This is a genomic window from Paludibacter sp. 221, assembly GCF_010501035.1.
Classification (GTDB): Bacteria; Bacteroidota; Bacteroidia; order Bacteroidales; family Paludibacteraceae; genus QVMH01.
Genome location: NZ_QVMH01000041.1, coordinates 1 through 19,617, shown reverse-complemented (window position 1 = coordinate 19,617; position 19,617 = coordinate 1). Strand labels below are relative to the sequence as shown.

Below are 19,617 nucleotides of genomic sequence, written 5' to 3'. Positions count from 1 at the left end.
ACATAATAATGCTATTTACAAACATTTTAACGTTTGCAAAGGCATTTTTTTGAGGTACTATTTGCTGAGAAAGATTCATTTTTCGTTTTTCATTCTTCATTTTTGCTCGAAGAATGTGGATGCAAATGTAAAGGCTTTGATTTTTTGAGGCAAATATTTAACGAAATCAAGAAAATAATGAAGAATCATCTACGGTAAGTTCATAAATACTTAATTATCAGTCAGTTTAGTTGATAATTAATAAAATGGATTGATTGAAAAACATAACGCCAAACAAATATCTGATAATCAAAGCATTAACTATTCGTTAAATATAAACATGTATACCTTTTATAATATTGAAACCCGCATTTCACATTTTTTACAATCGAAATCCAGTTTATACATCTGCCCTTTATTTTTCAAAAACAGGGGTTCATCCAATTTCACCTCTTTATTTTTTTTAGGGCACCACCCCATCGTATGCTTTATACAATGCCTGCAAAACATGAGAGGAACATTTTCCTGTTTTTTCATTTCGAACCCTTGTTGAATACTCTCTACGCCATGTTCCAAATAAAAAGCTCTGGAAAGTTCATTGGTTACATTCCCCAGATAGCTTAATTGTTTTAAGGGAAAGAACGCCTCATCTGCACTTTTCCTTAGTTGCCTTTCGTATTTTTCATCCCGCACATGGTCTAACTCTTCTACTGCTTGCCGCCTCCATTCGCTTAATAGCGAATTAGGAATAAAATAAGGTTGCGATAAGTTGAAAGTAAACGAACGGACTTTATATATTGTATTTCCAAGTTTTGATAATTGGCTTTTTATATTTTCAAGAGCTTGTTCCGGTTTTGCAGCCTGCTGTTTTTCTGATTTCAGCCTGAGTTCCGCTACAATTTCATCCTCATCAGTCATTCGCAAAAGAAAACCTTCAGCCGTTTCTTCAAACAGCATATCTACAAGCACTTTCCGCTCGGCAGTTTTCTGCTGAAGCCGTTTTTCAAAATCAGCATCAAAATTACGGTATATTACGGCACCTGCATCAGGCACTGTTCCCTCCGAAAGATATATTAGCCCATTTTCAACCCTGTTTGCGCGGAAACCATCCAGTACTCCTTCTTTGTTTATATAACAAAGCCCGTCACCATTATTTATCTTTGTTTCAGTTGACTGTTCAAAACTATTCTTTCCTGTTTTTAAAACCGTACCAACACACTCGCCCAAAAACTTTGGAGTATTGGGCTGTATTATATCATCCTGCCGCCCGGTGATAAAATAATCGGTAAAACCACGGTTGAAACTTTTATACGGGTTTGGCTCAAAAAAGAAGGTTGTTTTTCCTACCGAAGATTTTTTATACTCCGATTTATTTTCCAAGATATCATCCAACCTCTTCCGGTAGTAGGCGGTAACATTCTTGACATAGCCTACATCCTTCATTCGTCCCTCAATTTTGAACGATGTTATGCCGGCTTGTATCAAGTCCTCCAACCTCTCAGATAAATTAAGGTCTTTGAGGGATAGTAAATGCCTGTTTTTAATCAGAGTATTGCCCGCACTATCGACCAAATCGTACGGCAAACGGCAAAATTGTGCACATTCTCCCCTATTTGCGCTTCGTCCGCACATTGCCTGACTAATATAGCACTGCCCGCTGTAACTCACGCACAAAGCTCCGTGAACAAAGGCTTCGAGCTCAACCGTTGTTTCTTTACGGATATTTTCAATTTCGGTTAATGAAAGTTCACGGGCTAAGACAATACGCGAAAACCCCGACTTTTCCAAGAACTTTATTTTTTCCAAATCCCTGTTATCCGTCTGTGTGCTTGCATGCAAGGCAATGGGGGGAATATCAAGTTTTAATATGCCCATATCCTGAACAATCAAGGCATCAGCACCTGCCTCATATACCTGTTTAATCAATCGTTCGGCCTGAGGTAGCTGCTGGTCGGTAAGTACGGTATTAAGGGCAACCAGAACTTTGGCGCGAAAGCGATGAGCGTATTTTACCAACTGTTCTATATCTTCTACCGAATTGCCCGCCGTAGCACGTGCGCTAAAATGCGGAGCACCAATATAAACGGCATCGGCACCGTGATTAATTGCAGCCAATCCGCATTCCAAGTTTTTTGCAGGTGAAAGAAGTTCAAGAGGCTTCATTTATGCTATTATATGTTCTACAAAGTTAATAATAATTCGATAGTAGATAGCTGCTGTTATTACATATCCGGATGATGATACCGGCCTTGATTCCGGGTTATTTTTCCGTATTCGATAGCACGCACAGGACAACGGTGTATGCAAGCCGTACATTGTACACAGGTATTATTCCACACGGGTTTTTTATTTACCAACGAAATCGTATTGGTAGGACAAACCCTCGCACAAAGCCCACACGAGGTACAAGCATCTGTAGCAAAAAATGAATTACGCCCTAAGGCATAGTTTTTAAATGCAGGATATACTATACGGCTTTTCAAAAAAGACTTTTTACCAGATACATACAGGTTTTTATGCTTGCCCGACTGTATATCTTCTTCTATCTCTTTTATCAGTGAGGGGGCTAATTCCAGCTTTTCATTTTTTATCTCTTCCGTATCTATCCCAAAACCCTTCATCAAGATGTAATTATTCGGCATTTGGATAGAATACGTGCGGGTAAGTAAGACATTCTTCTGCATCAGCTCTTTTTGCATAATACGGTCGGTATATCCACAGTTGTCGCCACACACACATACAGCATACACCTGCTGGGCTGAATAATTATCCAGATTCATTTTCTCGATAAACCTCAACACAAGCACTGCCGGCCCCCATGAGTGAACAGGGAAAACAAAAAACACTTTTTCGCTGTCAGCAAGATGATATTGAAAATTATTTTCTTCTTTATTCAGTTCGTCTGCAATAGAAACGAGCTTTTCGTCGAAGTATGCCCCCAACTGTTTTGCAACCCAAAGAGAGTTTCCTGTACCTGAAAAATAAAATATCATAACTTTAAATTATAAGCCTTAATTATTAAAATTTGAATAACAACGATGCCCTAAACGACCGCCCCGGCATAGGATAACCATATACAATCATGTAGTTTTTGTCTGCCAGATTCAATGCTTCGCCACTAATCAGGAAATCCCCGAAAGAGGTAGAAAACTCGCGCGAAACGGATATACTATGGTCGCTGTAACCCGGCAAACGGTTTTTAGCATAATTCTGACTGAAAATATAACGATGTCCCGACCATATAAGCGAATAAAAAACGTTTATCCACTTGCTCTCAAACCCGGCCTTGGCCGAACCCGATACACGTGGCGTATATGGAATTTGATTTTTATAATCCCTGTCGTACTCACTCGTTACAACCAAAGCACGTTGGTATGTATGAGAGGCTCCCACAACAAAGTTTATGTCATTCGACGGATGTATTTTAGCTTCTGCTGTAAGTTCCAATCCATTAACCGCTACTTTACCATAATTCACCATACTCCAGCTTGAAATATCTTTACGTGGCAAAGCTACTATTTTATCATCAATATCATTATGAAAAGCATCTACTGCCATCATAAAATAAGGAATATATTTGCCAACAACTCCGGCGTAAGTAAGCCCTATATTATACTGGTTAGTATTTTCAGGTTTCAACGTACTGCTTCCCACTGTGTTATAATACAAGTCGTTAAAGGTAGGTAAACGAAAAATATTCTTATAAAAAGCACGAATCCGAAAATCATGATTATCGAAAGGCTTTACCGACGCACTTGCATAAGGCGAAAAACGCCGATGATTGCCGGCTGCCTCACCTTGTTTTACCGATTCGTTTACAAACGTGTACAGCACACTTGCCGTAGCAAGCACTTTGTTGTTTACATATTTCAATGCCAGTGCCGAAAGCCATGAATAACGCTGAGGGTAAACAAAGTTTTCATAATCGGCATACATGGTATTTACAAAACCATCTGACGAAACAGATAATGAAAAATTTTCGAGTATCCGGTACAACAATGCTGCTGAAATATAATACTCCTGCTGCGAGTAAATATTTTCCTGCTTCCCCTCGCTTCCTAAATAGCCCGAATCCAAATAACGCATCCACGTCCAGTTATATTTACCATTCAGTTGGAAAGAAAAGAGTTCGGAAAAATCCCGTTGGTAATGTGCCTGAGCGAAAAAAGTTTTATCCCAAACCCTCTGTTTGTAATTCTCTGATGGGTTGTATAAAATTACGCTTCCGGGCAACCCGCGTTCTGTCTGGTAATAGTATGCCTTAACGTTAATGTTATCTTTTTCCGAAAAACGTCCATACAAAGCCCCTTCCAGGCGCAAATTCTCGACATCCGAATTTTTCCGTTTTTCAGTTGTTTTCAAATCATCATCGTTGCTACCATAAGAAAGAATATAGGGGTATTCTCCATTTGTCGACATATACTCCCCTCCGAGAGTAGCTGAAAAATTACGGGATATCTTACCCGACAGATTTATGGTTGGATTTACTAAGCCAAACGACCCTATTTTCATAGCCGCCCTTGCCGAAACATTCTTTCCTGCATTAAATTCGGGCTTTTTCGTTCGTATGTTCAGTACCGATGCCGAAGCAAAAACACGTGCAGGTTGAAAAATATTATCGCTTTGCCCATTGCTTAGCGATACCATTTCTACGTTGTCCAGCGAAAAACGCCCTATGTCAATTTGCCCTGTTTGCAAGTCGGACACAGGAATACCGTCATAATTTACAGCAGTGTGATTAGCTCCTAAACTGCGTACCGAAACAGTTTTAAGCCCTCCCACTCCGCCATAATCTTTTACAGTGACACCCGAAAAATGCTTGATGGCATCCGACACCTGCAACACATTTAATTGCTGTAGTTTGTCGGAAGATAATATCTGTAATGGAGAGGTAGAACGAACTTCGGAGCTACTGTAACGCTCGGTAACAGTAAACTCAGGAATAGCATAAACTTGTGTAGTGTCAACCTGAGGGGTATGCTGTGCTGAAACAAACAAAGAAGTAAGTAAACCAACAACGGTGAACAGTATTTTCTTTACTATCGATGAGTGTAACAAACGCATATAGCAAATTGGTATCTGTTTTTAAAAGGCTGTTTTAAATTTATCGAAGTAGGCTTTTAGGCTATAAACCATGCCAACATGTTTATATGCAGGTTCGCTTCACTATCTTTTGCTTACAAAAAAAATCAACAGGAAAATATTGTTTTAAACCACAATAGATTTTTCTTAGTTTTCAGAAAAAAACAGCAGAAAACTGTTTTTGAAGAGCACATAGCCGGTTCTCTATCCTCGTTCACTCTATTGTGCTCTTTTACAACACCAATTGATGTTATTCTAATTTACATCATAAAAATCTATTGTGGTTCAAAATAATATCTTCAAAGAACTACTCCTGTCCCTCGTTTGCAACGAGGAACTAAATAGGAACCACGTTTTAAACGTAAAACCATTAACCTCTCGTTACAAACGAGAGGCAGGTAGACTTCTGTATTAAGTCCGGATTTTCAAGCCATTTTTTCTAAAAACAACTTGTCCCGTCCCAGCAATGAGTACATAATTCTTCTTTTTTCAAGCCAATGGCTTCAACCAGATTTTCCAGCGAATTAAATTTGAGAGTTGTAATATTCAGTTCTTTACGAATTTCGTCTACCAACCTATTATATTGTTCACTGTCGGTTTTTTTATACAAGTCCAGATTTTTATCATCTTCACCCTCAATCCTTTTTATAATTCTGCGGGCAATCAGTTCCAATGCCGATTTTGATGCTGTGAAGTTCAAAAACGGACAGCCATAAAGCAATGGAGGACAGGCAATACGCATGTGTACTTCCTTAGCTCCATAATCGTACAATATATTTACGTTGTCGCGTAGCTGAGTGCCGCGTACAATCGAATCGTCGCAAAAAATAACACGCTGGTCTTTTAGCAGGGTTTTATTAGGAATCAGCTTCATCTTTGCTATAAATTCACGCTGCTCCTGACGCGAAGGTGTAAAACTACGAGGCCACGTAGGGGTATATTTAATAAAAGCCCGTTTATACGGTACACCCTTTCCCACCGCGTATCCTAAGGCATGCCCTACTCCCGAATCGGGTATTCCTGCCACAAAATCCACATCCAGATCGTCGTCTTTAGCCATAGCATATCCACCCTTATAGCGTACCATGTCCACATTTATTCCCTCGTATTCCGATACCGGATAGCCGTAATAAACCCATAGGAACGAGCATATTTGCTTCTTTTTTCCCGGTTCGCAAATCCGCTCATAACCATCGGCAGTAATTTTGACTGCCTCGCCCGGTTTCAAATTATATTCTATCTCATAACCCAGATTAGGAAATCCACAAGGCTCATTAGATACAGCCATAGCTCCTTCTTTTTTTCCCAATATAACAGGCAGGCGGCCCAGTTTATCACGCATTGCAATGATGCCATCCTCGGTAAGTATGAGCATTGTACATGAGCCTTTTACGCTATCAAGCACATTTCGGATACCTTCGGCAAAGGTTTTTCCCTCGTTCAGAAGTAAAGCTACCAGCTCGGTAGGATTAGTCTCGCCCGAACTCAATTCGGAGAAATGTCCTCCTGAGTCTATTATTCTTTTTTCTAATTCATCCAGATTGTTGATTTTTGCCACAGTTACAACTGCATACTTCCCCAAATGGGAATTCATAACTATAGGCTGAGGGTCGGTGTCGCTAATTACTCCGATTCCCGATTTTCCGGTGAATTTGTCCAAATCATCTTCAAACTTTCCGCGAAAGTATGAATTTTCTAAATTATGGATAGATCGTCTTATCCCTTTCTCAGTCCAAGTAGCCAAGCCTCCGCGCTTGGTTCCCATATGCGAGTTATAATCCGTTCCGTAAAACAAATCATTTATACATTCTCCTTTTGATATTGTACCGAAAAAACCACCCATAAAACAGCTATAATATATTAGTATTTAATAAAAAAACATCTACAAACTTTGATAAGAACAACCTGTCTGACTGATTGCAATGACTAAGTGAAACAAGCTGCCAAAATTACGAATAATTTTCGTAGGGGACATCGTGTATATTATGTTAATTTTCAAATTGCTTTATACATTGGAGAGAATTAATCTATTTACACCGATTTTTCAAAACCTTATAATTTGGTTTTACGTAAAAACAAAAAGCCGTTTCAATTTTTAAAATTTTGAAACGGCTTAATTTTCATAGGATGGATTCTTAATTTTTTGAAGACTCCAATGATTTTTTACGGAAAGCTTTCAATGCTTTTTCAATTTCTAAAGAAGCTTTACGAGCACGAGTTCCAGCTGCTTTGTTACCTTTTTCGATTTGAGCTTCGGCATCTTTGAAGAAAGCGTCAAGATCCGTTTTTAATTGACCTACCAAATTTTTCATTTTCTTTTGTTTTAGTTTGTAATTAAGAATGATTTCTATTTTGAATATGCAAATATAAAATATAAAATATAAATACAATGCCTTTAAACGAAGAATTCACATAATTTTTGAAATTATTTTCATCATATTATGCTTTTAAAACTCACAAACAAGGCATTTTGTTCTCGAACAGTTAAACTTTTCGAGAAAAATAATCAAAAATAATTTTTTGCACACAAACGAAGTGTCCGAAACTGCACTTTATCAGATCACTATTTCACCCTGCAGAGTTGCCGACGAAGCTGCTGTTATTCTTACTTTTATCGTTTCTCCTATCCTCCTGCCTTCGCGGGGAAAAATCACCACCTTGTTTTGCGAAGTCCGTCCAAATAGCTGTTCGCACGAGCGTTTCGAGAATCCTTCTACCAATACATCAAAGGTTTTGCCTATATCATTCCTGTTGCTTGCCAACGAAAGCTCATTCTGCAAAGCTATAATTTCATTCAGGCGGCGTATTTTCACTTCTTCCGAAACATCATCGGGCAAGTTTTTAGCGGCATAGGTACCCGGACGCTCTGAATACTTGAACATGAAAGCCATGTCAAAACCTACTTCGCGCATGAGCGATAATGTCTCCTGATGTTCTTCCTCTGTCTCTCCATGAAAACCGCAGAATACATCTGTACCTATAGCACATTCAGGGATGTATTTCCGAATAGCAGCTATACGGTCTAAGTACCATTCACGGGTGTATTTACGGTTCATCAGTGCCAGCACCTTATTGCTTCCCGACTGCACAGGCAGATGAATAAAACGGCACAGATTAGGGTATTGGGCTATTACTTCGAGCGTACGGTCGCTCATATCCTTCGGGTGTGATGTAGTAAAGCGGAAACGTATATCCGGCGCAGCTTCGGCCACTGTCTTAAGCAAATCGGGGAATTCAATTACATGCCCATCCTGTTCGAAACGATACGAATTGACATTTTGCCCAAGCAAAGTGACTTCTTTAAAGTTTTTAGCCTGTAAATCTTTTAGTTCGTTCAGGATACTCTCCACATCGCGGCTTCGCTCGCGCCCACGCGTGTAGGGAACTATGCAATAGGAACAAAAGTTATTGCACCCGCGCATAATGGATATATAGCCCGAAATAGGATTCCCGATACGGGCTGGAATCACCTCTCTGTAAGTTTCAGTAGTCGACAATTCCACATTAATAGCTTTACCTCCTTTTTCAACAGAGCCTATCAGGTGCGGAATATCCAGATAAGCATCGGGCCCTACTACCAAGTTAACCTTATGTTCTGTAAGCAATTCATCTTTCACACGCTCGGCCATACAGCCTATCACGCCGATGATAAGGTTCTTTTTTTTCTTCTTTAACGACTGAAAGTATTTAAGCCGCTGGATTACCTTTTGCTCTGCATTGTCGCGGATAGAACAGGTATTTACGAATATAACATCTGCCTCTGTTATTTCGCCCGTTACCGAAAACCCATCCATCTGCATAATGGAAGCAACAACCTCGCTATCAGCCGAGTTCATCTGGCAACCATAGGTTTCGATAAAAAGTTTTTTGTCGTTCAAAGCGGATTTAGAGTCCGTTGAATCAACTTTTTGCATTGTTTCGTTCATAATGATTATTTAAGTTATTTCAGCCTGCAAAGATACTGCGAATAAATCACAATGGAAGAATACGGACATAACTTTTTGTCAATCAAAAAGATTATTGTACCTTTGTGCGCTAAAATTTTTTAATCAACATAATGTCTAACCTACTAATTTATTAGTAAAATTAAAATCAATGGAAGAGAATCAAAACATTCCAGCAGAAGAAGTTCAACCAATAGTTGAGCAAACTCCTGCAAAAGAAGCAACTACTGCTGCTAAAGCAGCCCCCCAAGACGATTTCGATTGGGATGCTTATGAAAAAGGCGATATCCTGACATCTCAGTCAAAAGCCGAATTAGAAAAAATTTACGACAATACTCTTAGCGCTATCAAAGACAAAGAGGTTGTTGAAGGAACTGTAATCTCTATCAACAAACGCGAAGTTGTTGTTAACGTAGGTTACAAATCAGACGGAATCGTTCCTATGAGTGAATTCCGTTACAATCCTGACTTGAAAGTTGGCGACAAAGTAGAGGTTTACATCGAAAGCCAAGAAGACAAAAAAGGACAATTACTTCTATCGCACAAACAAGCTCGTGCAACCCGTGCATGGGATCGCATCAACAACGCTCTTGAAACTCAGGAAATCGTTAAAGGTTTCGTTAAGTGCCGTACTAAGGGTGGTATGATTGTAGATGTATTCGGAATCGAAGCATTCTTGCCGGGTTCTCAAATCGACGTGAAACCTATCCGTGACTACGATATTTTCGTAGGTAAAACAATGGAATTCAAAGTGGTAAAAATCAACCACGAATATAAAAACGTTGTTGTTTCGCACAAAGCTCTTATCGAAGCTGAACTTGAACAACAAAAGAAAGAAATCATCGGCAAACTTCAAAAAGGTCAGGTACTTGAAGGAACGGTTAAAAACGTTACTTCATACGGAGTATTTATCGACCTTGGCGGTGTAGATGGTTTGATCCACATCACCGACCTTTCTTGGGGACGCGTTACACATCCTGAAGAAATCGTTAAACTGGACGACAAAATCAACGTGGTTATCCTTGACTTCGATGATGAGAAAAAACGTATCGCTCTTGGCTTGAAACAACTTTCGGCTCACCCATGGGATGCATTGGATGCTAACCTGAAAGTAGGCGACAAAGTAAAAGGTAAAGTTGTTGTTATTGCCGATTATGGTGCATTTGTTGAAATCGCTCCGGGAGTTGAAGGTTTGATTCACGTATCGGAAATGAGCTGGTCGCAACACCTACGTTCTGCTCAGGACTTCCTGAAAGTAGGCGACGATGTTGAGGCTATCATCTTGACACTTGACCGTGAAGAACGTAAAATGTCGTTGGGTATCAAACAACTGAAATCTGACCCATGGGAAGATATAGAAACCCGCTACCCTGTTGGAAGCCAGCATACTGCTAAAGTGCGTAACTTCACAAACTTTGGTGTATTTGTTGAAATAGAAGAAGGTGTTGACGGATTGATTCACATTTCGGACTTATCTTGGACTAAGAAAGTAAAACACCCATCTGAATTTACTCAGATAGGAAGCGATATCGAAGTTGTAGTTCTGGAAATCGACAAAGACAACCGTCGTTTGAGCTTAGGACACAAACAACTGGAAGAAAACCCATGGGACCAATTCGAAACACTGTTCAAAGTAGACAGCGTACACGACGGAGTAGTTGTTGAAATTCTGGACAAAGGTGCAGTTATCATGTTGCCTTACGGAGTCGAAGGGTTTGCTACACCTAAGCATCTTATAAAAGAAGACGGTTCGCAAGCGCAAGTTGATGAAAAACTTCCATTCAAAGTTATTGAATTCAACAAAGACGCTAAACGTATCATCCTTTCACACAGCCGTGTGTACGAAGATACTACTAAGAAAGCAGAAAAAACTGATTCTGACGCTCCGGCTAAGAAAACAACAAAACGTGCTAAGAAAGAAGAAGCACTTCCTTCTACAAGCATGGAAAAAACCACTTTAGGTGACATTCAGTCTTTAGCCGACCTGAAAGACCAAATGGACGCTGCTGCCGAAAGCAAAGCTAATAAAGCAGAAGAGAAACCAAAGAAAACTTCTAAAAAAGCTGAAGAAAAGGTAGAAGAAGCTCCTGCTGAAAAAAAGACAACTAAAGCAAAGAAAACCGAAGAAAAAGACGAAGCTCAAACAGAGGCATAATCTTTGCTTAAATTAACTATAGAGACAGGCTGTTCCATTATGAAGGAACAGCCTGTTTTATTTAAAGTGAAAATTTCTTTAAATCCTTTCAATGATATATAATTTTACTTTTCGAATGAACTATATTTATAAAATAATTGTTTAAATTTACACGTCATTTCATATAGTATTTCTATGAGAACTTTCTACCTGAGTATCTTATTCTTATGCCTTACCATGAGCAGCCAGTTTGCGTCTGCCCAAAAAGTGGGATTGGTCTTAAGTGGTGGTGGTGCTAAAGGAATGACTCATATTGGAGTTATAAAAGCGTTGGAAGAAAACAACATCCCTATTGATTACGTAGCAGGAACCTCGATGGGAGCTATAGTAGGCGGGATGTATGCCATGGGAATGACTACCGATGAAATGATAACATTGCTGAAATCTGACGATTTTAAAAGATGGTCGACAGGCGAAATAGAACAAAAATACATATACTACTATAAAAATGCCGACCCTACCCCGGCCTTTTTCGATTTACGTTTTCAGCTTGATTTTTCCAATGGTCTGGATTCGCTTACTATTAAGCCGCATCTTCCTACTAATTTTATTTCGCCGGTACAAATGAATTATGCTTTCCTCGAACTTTTTATGGAAGCAAACGCACTGGCCAACAATAATTTCGACAACCTGTTCATCCCCTTCCGTTGTGTAGCTTCTGATGTTTACAACAAAGAAGCCGTAATATTCAGAGGTGGAGACTTGGGAGATGCTATCAGGGCTTCGATGACTTTTCCGTTTGTTTTCAAACCTATACAAGTAGATGGGCGGCTCCTGTTCGACGGAGGAATATTCAATAATTTTCCGGTGGATGTGATGAAAGAAGATTTCAATCCCGACTTTATATTTGGTAGCGTTGTAGCATCCGACCCCGAAGCACCTTCTATCGACAATGCCTATCTTCAACTGCAAACCATGATTATGGGGCACACCAAATACTCCATTCCCGAAGAAGATGGAATTGTGGTTCAATTCGACATGAAAGATCAGGCTACATTCGATTTTTCAAAAGTAGACGAATTTGTTGAGCTTGGCTATTATGGCACAATGGAGCAAATGGATAAAATAAAAGAACGTGTTTCGCGCCAAATTACAGAAAAAGAGTTGAAAGACAGGCGTACATCATTTTGCTCTAAATTTCCGGAGCCTGTATTCCAAAACATACACATGACGGGAATCGACTCGCTTCAACAGACTTACGTACGAAAAGCGTTTTCTACAAAAAACGAAAAGTTCGGAATGAAAGAGTTTAAAGAGGGGTATTTTAAATTAATTTCGGACGACAAAATATATGAAATTATACCTCACTCTCATTATAATGAACAAAAAGGCATATACGACCTACATCTGAATGTAGCTACCGAAGCGCACTTTAAAGCCCTTATCGGCGGAAATGTTTCATCAAGTATATCAAACCAAGCGTATGTTGGCCTTCAGTATCAAAATTTAAGCGATTTTGCACAAACAGCATATCTGGATGCCCAGTTTGGAAAAATATATAACGGATTAGGCGTCGGAACACGTATTGATGTGCCCACCAAGCGAAATCTGTATCTAAAGGCAAACTTCCTGTATCATAAATATGACTATTATGTGGGCAATCGTTTTTTCTATGAAGACGACCGCATTTCCGATTTCAGCCAAAACGAGCTGTTTGGTAAAATACGGATAGGTATGCCGCTTACACTGAAAGGGCGGGCTGAATTTGGTCTTGGTTTTGCAGGGCTTACCGACCGCTATGTGCAAGACAGGGAAGTACGGACTGAACTATCTGAACCCGATAAGAGTTCTTATACCATAGGAAGCGTATTTGGTCAGGTGGAGAGCTTCATGCTAAATAAAGTAATGTATCCTACTGCTGGATACCACGTTAATGTAAATTTTCAAGCGTTGTACGGGCAGGAATCGTTTAAATCGAAAAACTTCCCTAACCGTGATGTCAGCAACATAAACGACTTCTGGATTCAGTTTAAAGGGAAATATGAGCATTATTTCTCTGTTGTACCTCGCTTTACATTGGGGACGCATGCCGAATTTGCTTTTTCCACACGCCAGTTTTCGCAAAATTATACGGCTACAGTTATTCAGGCACCTGCATTTGAACCGACAAACCATAGCCGTACGGTTTTTAACGAAGCCTTTAGTGCCAACCGTTTTGTGGCTGCCGGAATTAAACCTATTTTCCTGATTACAAATTCGCTGCAATTAAGAAATGAAACTTACGGATTTTTGCCTTATCAGGCTATAAACCGACGGGCTGACAATACTGCTGCTTATTCGGAGCCTTTGACTTCGTTTCAGTACATGTCCGAATTATCACTTGTATATGATATACTCAAAGTAGCTTCTGTTTCAGTCTTTGTAAACTACTACTCGCAAGCTGCCAGCCATTGGAATTTCGGAATTAATATAGGTTGCCTGTTGTTTAATGATAAGTTCCTGAAATGACAAACCTCTTGTTACATATCGTCGAAAAGTAACTCTATTGGTTTCCTAAAGCCAGTACCGTTAAAAGTTGCGACAAGTTCGCCCGATTCATTTTTCACTTGCACCTCACAGTTCGAAAGTTTTTTGTGGTCGAATACCTCCCGCGCTTCGGCATATAAGTAGCCTTCGCTTTCCGACCGAAAGATATTGATACTGGAATTAATCGAAAATGTCAGTTGTCTGTGGCTGTTACACGCTACCGCAAAAGCAAAATCGGCAAGGGTAAAAATAGCCCCTCCCTGACATACTCCACCCGCATTCAGGTGTCCGGCAGTAATTTTCATACGAGCTTTGGCATACCCCGCTCCCACTTCAATTAGTTCTACTCCTGCATTATCAGCAAATTTATCAGCTTTAAAATACTCTTCTATTGTCATTCTCCGTTTACAATTAAATGTTCACTCTTCCACCCACTCGTAAAAACAGTCCTCACAAAAATACCTGTCCTGTTTCTTCGAAACATTTTTACTTTTACAATTAGGGCACTCCGGATAATTATTCATAACTTCGATAGGTTTAAAAAATGTTGAAAGTATTTTACAAAGTATGCCGACTTGAAAAGTCGGATTTTCATATGGAACAGTCCGACGTGTCGGACACCGTAGGTCGTTGACCTGCGGAAGAGAACAACCCATAAATACTGCCTGAAAGGCAGGACTGAATACTCTTGTCTTGCCTTTCAGGCAAAGTATAATAGGGGTGCCTGTTGCATATGCACTCCGTTAGGAGTGGAAGTTTGGTAAAACATTATCTTCAGATATAGCGGGCGTGCCGTAGGTACGCAACTTCCTCTCTGATTGTCGCGTACCTACGGCACGCCGGATTATTGAATAACTTGCATATTACCAAACTTTGCTCCCTACGGGAGCTTTTAATACTGTAATGATTTATAAATAAGCTTTATAATAGACTATTGAATATAAACTCTAATGAAACAAAACTAAGAAATAAAAAGTTTATAGCAAAATAAATACTTCAGTCAAGTTCACCAATATTAGAAATTGTTTAAATTTAGCTCGCAAAATTTATTGCGAAAAAGGGGTTTCAAAGATAATTGTATTGTTTATGGTAAATTTAAACAGTTTCTTAATAGATATAATTTTCTTTATCCATTTTTTTTTACGAAATTTGCAGACTTAAAAATACGGTTTTTAGTAATATTTTTAAGGAAAATCAAAGGTGAAAGATACAAAGTATATTTTTGTCACAGGCGGAGTTACATCGTCGTTAGGAAAAGGAATCATAGCTGCATCACTGGGGAAACTCTTGCAGGCAAGAGGTTTTAAAGTTACCAACCAAAAATTAGACCCTTACATTAATATCGACCCGGGTACCCTTAACCCATACGAACATGGCGAGTGCTATGTTACTGTAGATGGTCACGAATCAGACTTGGATTTAGGGCACTATGAGCGTTTTCTGAACGTAGAAACCCATAAGGCAAACAATGTTACTACAGGCCGTATTTATCAGAATGTGATAAATAAAGAACGCCGTGGCGACTATCTTGGTAAAACCGTTCAGATAATTCCACATATAACCGACGAAATAAAACGTAATATAAAACAACTGGGAAGCCAGAGTGATTTCGACTTTGTTATCACCGAAATAGGTGGAACAGTAGGCGATATTGAGTCACTTCCTTATATCGAAAGTGTACGCCAACTCCGCTGGGAATTGGGACGTAACTGCCTGATAGTACATTTAACGTATGTGCCTTATCTGGCAGCCGCCAAAGAGCTAAAAACAAAACCTACACAACACTCGGTAAAAGCACTGCAAGAGCAAGGAGTACAAGCTGATATTCTGGTTTTACGCACAGAGCACAACATTTCGCAGGAAATGCGGAAAAAAGTTGCATTATTCTGCAACGTAGAGCCTTCGGCTGTAATGCAATCGATTGATGTACCTACCATATACCGTGTACCACTTAACATGCAGCAGGAAAAACTTGACGAAGTTGTACTTACCAAGATGGGATTCGATTTGGATAAGACCCAGCCTGCAAAAATGGATAAGTGGATTGAGTTTGTTGAGAAACTGGAAAATGCCAAGGAGGAAGTGCGTATAGGGTTGGTTGGAAAATACGTTCAGTTGCCCGATGCTTACAAGTCGATTATAGAATCGCTGATTCATGCCAGTGCATACAACAATAAAAAACTAAAACTGGAGTTAATCTTATCCGACAAACTGACTGACGAAAACATTCAGAAAAAACTGTCAGGCTTACAAGGTATAATAGTTGCTCCGGGATTTGGCCAACGGGGAATGGATGGAAAACTTGCTACCCTGAAATATGCACGGGAGAATGACATTCCATGTTTGGGTATTTGCTTGGGAATGCAAGCAATGACTATAGAGTTTGCACGAAATGTATTGGGATATAAAGATGCCAATAGTACTGAAATAGACACTACTACCCCACATAACGTAGTAGACATAATGGACGAACAAAAAGACATCCTTAACTTGGGAGGCAGCATGCGTTTGGGTGCTTTTAAATGCAAGCTGAAAAAAGGCAGCAAAGCATACGATATCTATAAAAAAGAAAACATAAGCGAACGCCACCGCCACCGTTTCGAGTTCAACAATAAATACAAAGAAGAATTTGAAACAAACAATATGATTTGCAGTGGGTTGAATGAAGAATCGAATTTAGTGGAAGTCATTGAATATACCCCAAACAAATGGTATATCGGTGTGCAATTCCATCCGGAATATAGCAGTACCGTAGTAAACCCTCATCCTCTGTTTATCAGTTTTATAAAAGCAGCGATAGAAGGATAATTTTTATTAACGACTTAATCATTTTACTTTTTCAGGAAGTTACAACAAAGTATTATAATGGATAAAAAAACGATTATAGGTTTTTTGCTGATAGCAGTAATCATTATTGGTTTCTCACTATTAAATAAACCTTCAAAAGAAGAAGTAGCTCAACAACGAAGATACAACGACTCCATAGCACTTGTTCAACAAGCCCGTATTCAGGCCGAAGTAGCAGCACGCGAAGCCAGTGCTGCTTTGACCGCAGCAAACAACTCTTCGGCTGAAATAGACGAAGCCGAACGAACAAAAAAACTCAATGACGCTTTTGGTGCTTTCGGTGTTTCTGCTGTAAAAAACACCGGTTCGGAGCAATTTTATACGCTGGAAAATGAGTTGCTTCGTGTTAAACTGGATACCAAAGGAGGACGGATATATTCGGCCGAGCTGAAAAACTATATGGCACAGGACTCTATGCCTCTGTTTCTGTTTGATGGTGAAGAAAGCCTGATGAATTTCACGCTAATAACCAGCAATAACCGGATTGTAAACACGAAGGACTTGTATTTTGAGCCAGTATCGGGTATAAAAACCGGAGCAGATGGTGAGCAGACATTTACCCTGCGTCTTAATACAAACGAAAATGCTCATTTGGACTTTGTATATACGCTGCCTGCCGATGATTATATGTTAAGTTTCAATATTGTTCCCTATAATATAAACTCCGTACTTCCACTTGGAACAAATTCGCTGGAAATGCAATGGGCGTCAAAAATTCGCCAACAGGAAAAAGGACGTAAGTTTGAGGAACGTTATGCAGCTATTAACTATAAGTTTGCGGCTGACAATGATGTAGAAAAAATGAGTGAAAGCAAAAACGACAGCCAACGGTTGACTAACCGTGTGAAATGGATTGCTTTCAAAGACCAGTTTTTCAGCAGTATTCTGATTGCTGATGATGCTATCACAACAACAAACTTAACAAGCCGGATTGAAGGCGAAAGAAGCGGTTATCTGAAAACATACACTGCCGATATGGTCATTCCCTTTGACCCGACAGGCAAGGAACCTACATCTTTCCGAATGTATTTAGGCCCCAACCATTATAAAACTCTTTCATCTTACGATAAAGGAGAAGATGCTAACGATAAACTTTACTTACGCAAGGTAGTTCCACTGGGTTGGGGTATATTTGGCTGGGTAAACCGTTTCTTCATCATCCCAATGTTCAACTTCTTCAGCAGTTTCATCGGGAATATGGGATTAATAATTCTGTTGATGACGATAGTAGTTAAAATCGTTATTTTCCCAATGACATACAAATCCTATATGTCGAGCGCAAAAATGCGCGTGCTGAAACCTGAGATAGACGAGATAAACGCCCGTATACCGGCCGAAAAGGCTGCTGAAAGACAAAAAGCAACAATGGATTTGTACAGTAAGGTCGGGGTCAGCCCCATGAGTGGGTGCTTGCCGATGCTGTTGCAAATGCCTATCCTTATTGCGATGTTCAGTTTCTTCCCCGCTGCTATCGAGCTTCGTCAGGAAAGTTTCCTATGGGCAAAAGACCTTTCGACCTACGATGCCATTATAAGTTGGAATTTCAATATACCTATAATATCCAACCTATTGGGCAACCACATTAGTTTGTTTTGCGTGCTGATGACTATCACTACATTCGTAAGCAACAAACTGAATGCTGCGACACAAACTGCGGCAGCAGGCGACCAAATGCAAATGATGAAGTGGATGATGAACTTAATGCCGTTAATGTTCTTCTTCATGTTCAACAATTATGCATCAGGATTGACTTACTATTATTTCTTGTCTACTTTGATTTCAGTAGTTCAAACGTATGTAATCCGTGCTACGGTGAATGAAGAAAAGCTGTTGGCTGAATTACATGCTAAAGGAAAGGCAAAAAAGAACAATCCGAAAAAGAAAAGTTCATTTATGGAGCGTTTGGAAAAAATGCAACGCGAACAACAAAAAGCCATACAGCAACAAAATAAGCGTAAATAAGAAATAGTTTTCGGAATTATTTCTTAAACCACAAAACGGTTTCGCTCAAAAAAAACAAATAGAGACACATAGAAAGCAATAATCTATGTGTCTCTATCGTATTAAAGCACCTTACAAATCCGCTATACACCGTACACTGAAGCCGTACGAACGGTAGTACAGGCCCGCAGGGAACACGTTACTACCACTGAAGTGCAGGGTGAACGAGGTATAACTGTAAACGCTACCACTCCAGTAGCGGCCGTTAGAACCTACATTGTAGAGTTCGCCACTACTGTTGCGATAGCCGGCGGCGGGCAAAAATAAAGTAGTGGTTTCACCGTCGGGCTTCACTTCGTAACCGGCGGTGCCATTAGCAGCAGCATGCCACTCCCAAGTATTAGCCACGGCAGTAGCTTTAGCTCCGGGAGCAGAGCCACCACGGAAAATATCACTCCATTCACCTTGGGCAGGAACACGCCAACCTGTAGGACATGGGTCATAAGTGCCGTTTTTTTGGTTACGCCAGTTAAGGTCGGCAGTAGTAGCTTTTGTTACATCAACCCAGTTGTAAGGATAAGAAGGAGCTTTAATAAATGAACCGGAGATACCGGTAGGAAGTGTAGCGTCGTTATTAGTAGACAAAGTAGTGGTTGCAGCACTGGTACGCTTTTCGTAACCGTCGCGAGTACGACCCCATTGGTATAAGTCACCGTAAACTGGAGAAACCTTCATATTATCGGGAGTTACACCATTACCGCTATAACTATATACAACACTTGATGTTGTTTTTTGATCTGCAATAGTTGTAACAGTTGCGCCAAGATTGTAACACATAAATTTACTCCAACCGCCTGCTACAGTTTTAGCACCACAGCCTACAGCCACTTCGGCTATCTCGCTATCGATTGTATTACCGTCTCCGTCGGTTATCCGGCAATAATAATGGCGCATGCCCAGTTTGCTTAAGTCGGGAGTGAAAGCATCCGAATCGTCTCCTGTACCATCAATCACAGCCTTAGGAGCAGCGTTCTGATTTGTAGGCAATTCGTACCATTGGTAAGTAAGCGTACCGATACCTGTAGCCGCCACGCGGATAGTAGCCGATTCGCCACCAATACCCGACAGATTACCTGCTGTCGCAGTTTCACGCCAATTGAAAGC

General features: G+C 40.0%; 12 protein-coding genes. 4 read left to right on the top strand and 8 right to left on the bottom strand.

Annotation, left to right across the window (positions count from 1 at the left end):
- Positions 1-330: 330 nt before the first annotated feature.
- The 6 genes from D0T49_RS09650 to miaB all read right to left on the bottom strand — a co-directional run bounded on the left by D0T49_RS09650 (position 331) and on the right by miaB (position 8,975).
- A complete protein-coding gene (locus tag D0T49_RS09650) occupies positions 331-2,142 on the bottom strand; it encodes a U32 family peptidase (protein WP_163630822.1) in 1,812 nt (603 codons plus the stop codon).
- Between the two features lie 59 nt (positions 2,143-2,201).
- The gene (locus D0T49_RS09645; RefSeq protein WP_163630820.1) at positions 2,202-2,972 is read right to left on the bottom strand and encodes an EFR1 family ferrodoxin; all 771 of its coding nucleotides are present in this window, start codon (positions 2,970-2,972) and stop codon (positions 2,202-2,204) included.
- 25 nt (positions 2,973-2,997) lie between these two features.
- Positions 2,998-5,043, bottom strand: coding sequence for a TonB-dependent siderophore receptor (locus tag D0T49_RS09640; RefSeq protein WP_163630818.1), 2,046 nt, complete (start codon positions 5,041-5,043; stop codon positions 2,998-3,000).
- Positions 5,044-5,500: 457 nt separating this feature from the next.
- Entirely contained in the window at positions 5,501-6,904 is a 1,404-nt protein-coding gene (locus D0T49_RS09635; protein ID WP_163630816.1) for an amidophosphoribosyltransferase, read from the bottom strand.
- Between the two features lie 292 nt (positions 6,905-7,196).
- On the bottom strand, positions 7,197-7,373 hold the full coding sequence (locus tag D0T49_RS09630; protein ID WP_163630814.1) for a histone H1: 177 nt from the start codon (positions 7,371-7,373) through the stop codon (positions 7,197-7,199).
- Between the two features lie 243 nt (positions 7,374-7,616).
- Positions 7,617-8,975: a tRNA (N6-isopentenyl adenosine(37)-C2)-methylthiotransferase MiaB gene (gene miaB / locus D0T49_RS09625; protein ID WP_163630812.1), complete on the bottom strand. Its 1,359-nt coding sequence runs from the start codon at positions 8,973-8,975 to the stop codon at positions 7,617-7,619.
- A gap of 181 nt (positions 8,976-9,156) precedes the next feature.
- On the opposite strand from miaB, the gene rpsA reads away from it, so the two are divergent.
- Entirely contained in the window at positions 9,157-11,160 is a 2,004-nt protein-coding gene (gene rpsA, locus D0T49_RS09620; RefSeq protein ID WP_163630810.1) for a 30S ribosomal protein S1, read from the top strand.
- Positions 11,161-11,334: 174 nt separating this feature from the next.
- Positions 11,335-13,647, top strand: a complete 2,313-nt coding sequence (locus D0T49_RS09615) for a patatin-like phospholipase family protein (protein WP_239057054.1) — start codon at positions 11,335-11,337, stop codon at positions 13,645-13,647.
- An 11-nt stretch (positions 13,648-13,658) separates the two neighbouring features.
- Here the strand turns inward: D0T49_RS09615 and D0T49_RS09610 are convergent, their stop codons facing one another.
- Complete coding sequence (locus tag D0T49_RS09610) at positions 13,659-14,063, bottom strand: PaaI family thioesterase (protein ID WP_163630808.1); 405 nt, start codon at positions 14,061-14,063, stop codon at positions 13,659-13,661.
- Between the two features lie 802 nt (positions 14,064-14,865).
- On the opposite strand from D0T49_RS09610, the gene D0T49_RS09605 reads away from it, so the two are divergent.
- Positions 14,866-16,473, top strand: a complete 1,608-nt coding sequence (locus tag D0T49_RS09605) for a CTP synthase (RefSeq protein WP_163630806.1) — start codon at positions 14,866-14,868, stop codon at positions 16,471-16,473.
- Positions 16,474-16,530: 57 nt separating this feature from the next.
- Positions 16,531-18,474: a membrane protein insertase YidC gene (gene yidC / locus D0T49_RS09600; RefSeq protein ID WP_163630804.1), complete on the top strand. Its 1,944-nt coding sequence runs from the start codon at positions 16,531-16,533 to the stop codon at positions 18,472-18,474.
- A 111-nt stretch (positions 18,475-18,585) separates the two neighbouring features.
- On the opposite strand, the gene D0T49_RS09595 is transcribed toward yidC, so the two are convergent.
- A partial coding sequence (locus D0T49_RS09595) for an FISUMP domain-containing protein (RefSeq protein ID WP_304623091.1) occupies positions 18,586-19,617 on the bottom strand: 1,032 nt, incomplete at its 5' end.

What these genes read in the sequence shown, in the direction of transcription:
- D0T49_RS09635 (WP_163630816.1), bottom strand. Translation starts at nt 6,904, where the DNA reads ATGGGTGGTTTTTTCGGTACAATATCAAAAGGAGAATGTATAAATGAT.
- D0T49_RS09610 (WP_163630808.1), bottom strand. Translation starts at nt 14,063, where the DNA reads ATGACAATAGAAGAGTATTTTAAAGCTGATAAATTTGCTGATAATGCA.
- D0T49_RS09645 (WP_163630820.1), bottom strand. Translation starts at nt 2,972, where the DNA reads ATGATATTTTATTTTTCAGGTACAGGAAACTCTCTTTGGGTTGCAAAA.
- D0T49_RS09630 (WP_163630814.1), bottom strand. Translation starts at nt 7,373, where the DNA reads ATGAAAAATTTGGTAGGTCAATTAAAAACGGATCTTGACGCTTTCTTC.
- D0T49_RS09615 (WP_239057054.1), top strand. Translation starts at nt 11,335, where the DNA reads ATGAGAACTTTCTACCTGAGTATCTTATTCTTATGCCTTACCATGAGC.
- rpsA (WP_163630810.1), top strand. Translation starts at nt 9,157, where the DNA reads ATGGAAGAGAATCAAAACATTCCAGCAGAAGAAGTTCAACCAATAGTT.
- D0T49_RS09640 (WP_163630818.1), bottom strand. Translation starts at nt 5,043, where the DNA reads ATGCGTTTGTTACACTCATCGATAGTAAAGAAAATACTGTTCACCGTT.
- yidC (WP_163630804.1), top strand. Translation starts at nt 16,531, where the DNA reads ATGGATAAAAAAACGATTATAGGTTTTTTGCTGATAGCAGTAATCATT.
- D0T49_RS09650 (WP_163630822.1), bottom strand. Translation starts at nt 2,142, where the DNA reads ATGAAGCCTCTTGAACTTCTTTCACCTGCAAAAAACTTGGAATGCGGA.
- miaB (WP_163630812.1), bottom strand. Translation starts at nt 8,975, where the DNA reads ATGCAAAAAGTTGATTCAACGGACTCTAAATCCGCTTTGAACGACAAA.